Below are 3,602 nucleotides of genomic sequence, written 5' to 3'. Positions count from 1 at the left end.
GCGTTTGCGCATGTGGTTGCAACAATGTGATGTTTGCAAATACATTGGGAGCCATATTTCTCTCCGCCTTAAACTTAAACTGTGTTTGACCTTTTTCTGTATCAATCCAGTATGTTTTTAAAACACGACTTCCATTTTCGATTGAAATTAAAGCTCTGCCATTTTCTCCAGTTGGAATAGTTAATGTAATATCCTCTCCAACATTAAATTTCTCTTTATTTGCAGTAAATGACAGCATTGATGCATCGGTAGGGTTATTTGCTTGCTCCCGTTGTGCCCAACCTGGCCAGTCTATATAAATGGATTTCCCTGTGGTATGACCACCATTTTCATCACGAATTAAAATTAAATAACGTCCCCATTCTGGCTCATTAATTCTAAAACTCCAAGAACCTTTTCCATTACTTAAGGATATACTTTCTTTTTTGATAAGTTTATTATATTCATTTTGTGTAAAATTTGCATAACTATCTTGGTTATCTTGTTCCCACCACCAACGCCATTGCACCTTATATAACTCTACTTGGACAGTTTTGCTTCCACCCAACAAACGTCCATCTCTATTTACATTTACAACTTCAATTTTATGATCTTGTCCAGTTAATAATAAGCCACTTAAACGGTCTCCTTTCGGAGTTTTTATACCTAAATAACTGGTATAAACATGATAAGGAATGCTAAAATTATCGATACTAAAATTACCTCCTGGTTCAAAAACTTTAGTGGTAAAATTAGCTTTTAATACCCCTGGAGCAGTATTGCTTTCGCTTAAATTTGTGTTTACTACAGCAGTTCCAGCGGCATTTAACGTGCCTTCGAATATGGTTTTAAGTTGTGATTGAAACTTAACCGTTGGATTATCAAATGTATAGTCATCAAATCCTTTAAACTTAGTTTCAGTAGTATTTAGATTTATATCGACTTTAGCTTTTAAATTTTGTGCAGGAGTACCAAATAACCACTTTGCAGACAGGGTAGTGGCAGAGGATGTGCCGTTGCCTAAATACGTTTTTCCGCCTAAATCGAAATTGATCTTTAAACGATTTGGCATAATAGTTTCTACTTTAATGGTTTTAGAAAAAGATGCACCTCCAACTTTTACTTTTGCCAACCAATTACCAGTCGGTGCTGTATTTTCTGTAGCAGTTTTAAACGTGTAAAATCCATTTAAAGCTTGCCCACTTACCATTCGCTTTGCCAGCTGACCTTTTGGATTATAAAACTCAAAAGTAACAGGGTAATTTTCTGGAAGTTTCTTCAACTTATCTTCCAAAATGAACGATAAATACACGCTATCTCCAGGTCGCCAAACCCCACGTTCACCATAAATAAATCCTTTTATTCCATTTTGAACAACATCTCCACTTACGTCAAAACGACTTAAGGGCAACGAATTTCCATCATCAAGTTTTAAATAACCACGCTCATTTCCCTTTTTTGCAATTAGCAAGAATGGTTTACGTTTTAAATCGAAGGTAGCCAAGCCATCTCCATCTGTTTTTACCGTGGTCAATAGTTGACGCTGATAATCCAATAATTCTAAACTTACGCCACTTAAAGGTTTTGAGGTTAATAAATCGGTAGCAACAATAAGCATACTATTATCATTTCCTCTTTTGGCAACCAAGCCGATGTTTGATGCTAATAAATTACGGCTTGCCCAACGTTCATTGGTGTAATAAGAAGGAGTACAAGGATTATCTTTATCGTTCCACCTGTAATGATTTGGATAATAGCTATTGTATTGATCCCAAAACTCATCATCCTCATCTATTTTATCGCCATAACTTTCGTAATAATCTTCGTCATCATTATCAACTGTTTCAGTATTTTCTTTGCAATCATATACATTATATGCTTGTCTAAAACCAATTGTAACCCTATACATTGCGCCAGGTTCAGTTCTTATCAATTTATCTAAATCTAAAGTGAATCGAGTTTTTTTGTGCAGATTAACGCTTTTGTCTTCATCTAAGCGAATTGTTTTTTGAACAACTGGTTTTGCAACTCTTCTTAACTCATTTCCTTCTTTGTAATTATTTACTTGAAAAAATTGAGGAATATTGTTTTCATAAATTTTGATTACTGTCACATCAACTGCTTTTAAATTGACAGCTTCGAAAGGCAAAACTAACTTACCCGAATTAGGTAAAATGGTACCAGAGCCAGCAATAGTTACAGATGGTAATTTATCTTCGAAAATGATGTTTGCCGATTTAGTACTTTCTAAAGTCTTCCCTTCAATATCAGTAATGGCAGCATTTACAATTACAGCATAATTTCCTTGCAATTGATCTGGGGCATACACCTTAATTTGGCTGGCGTCTATTGTAAAACGAAGATCTTGTAAACTCCCTAAAGAAATTAAGCCATTTAGATCTTGAGCTACATTTACAGGATTAGAACATTGAATTAATGCATAATCTTCAACACCTTGAATGGATTTAATATCAAGAACTTTAAAAACACCTTGTGCAGGAACTATTATTTTTTCTTCTCCTTTATCATTATTGGCACTTATGGCATCGCCATTCCATTTTAAAATAAGTGTTTCTTCCTTGTTTACTTTTTTAATACTATCAATTATAAAAGTAGAACGATGCTTTTCAGAATCATGTGTCCATTTTATTTTTAGTTTTTGTGAGAAATCTAAAGTTAATGCTTTCTCAATACTTGGCTGTTCTTCATAATCTGAAGTATTGATTTCTCCCGCCAATTTCATATAAGTTAAAGAAGTATTGTTTTGAGAAACCAAACCATTTTGAATAAGATTTAATCCTGGTTTAATTACTTTAAAATCGAAATCAAATTCTTCTAAACCTTTTTCTGTAGCTGTAATAGTGGATAGATTTAATGTGGCTTCATATTTTTGGTTAGGTTTAAGCTGTTCATCAGGTCTAAATTCGAGAGTTTGCGCATCTAACCAATACGTTTTACCCTTAATGCTAGGAGAGAAGTCAAATAACTCTCTTTCATCGGGCTTCCCTAAATCACTTAAACTTTTAACCGCACTTGCAAGATGAACTCTGATGAAACTTTTTTTGGATATAGTTCCAGAAGTATATGATTCTATATATTTAGCAAAAGCTTGATTGTCTTGTTCCTTTTTATTTTTTAAAAGAAATACGGTAATAATACCTAAAATAATGGCTATAGCACCAAAGAGAACGAATTTCTTGTTTTTTGAAGAAATTGAATTAGATGTGTTTTTCATACAATATTACACTGGTAAATGTTGTATGAAAAATAGTGAAAAAATAAATGAGAAATGGAAATATTTATCAACTAATAAATACACCTATTAGTAAATCAATTACTCATTCCTGTGTATGTGATCACTTAAATAGATAGGAAAAATATTTCGAATTAGGCAAAACTACTTAATCATTACTCCAGGCTTATTCAAGACAGGAATTCGAATTAAATTATTTTCAATTATACTTTCTGGAAGGAAAACGAATTTCTTATCGTAAATCTCTTTGCCAATATAATAACTTAACCAATATTCATTCGTTAAACCAAATACAGCTGGATCAATAGCTTCAACTCCTGCAAAGGAATTTGCGGTTAAATCGCCAATAAAATGTCTTAATAAAGAAGTT

At 32.9% G+C, this 3,602-nt stretch carries 1 protein-coding gene and 1 pseudogene; both read right to left on the bottom strand.

The window, feature by feature from the left end; translation table 11 throughout:
* Nucleotides 1-3,214 (bottom strand): alpha-2-macroglobulin (locus WC622_RS15440; RefSeq protein ID WP_372820597.1); only part of this gene is annotated, 3,214 nt, incomplete at its 3' end.
* A 162-nt stretch (nucleotides 3,215-3,376) separates the two neighbouring features.
* Nucleotides 3,377-3,602 (bottom strand): annotated as a pseudogene (locus WC622_RS15435) (hypothetical protein); the annotation flags it as partial.

Source organism: Pedobacter sp. (assembly GCF_041662865.1).
Taxonomy (GTDB): domain Bacteria; phylum Bacteroidota; class Bacteroidia; order Sphingobacteriales; family Sphingobacteriaceae; genus Pedobacter.
This window is presented reverse-complemented; position numbering and strand designations above follow the sequence as displayed.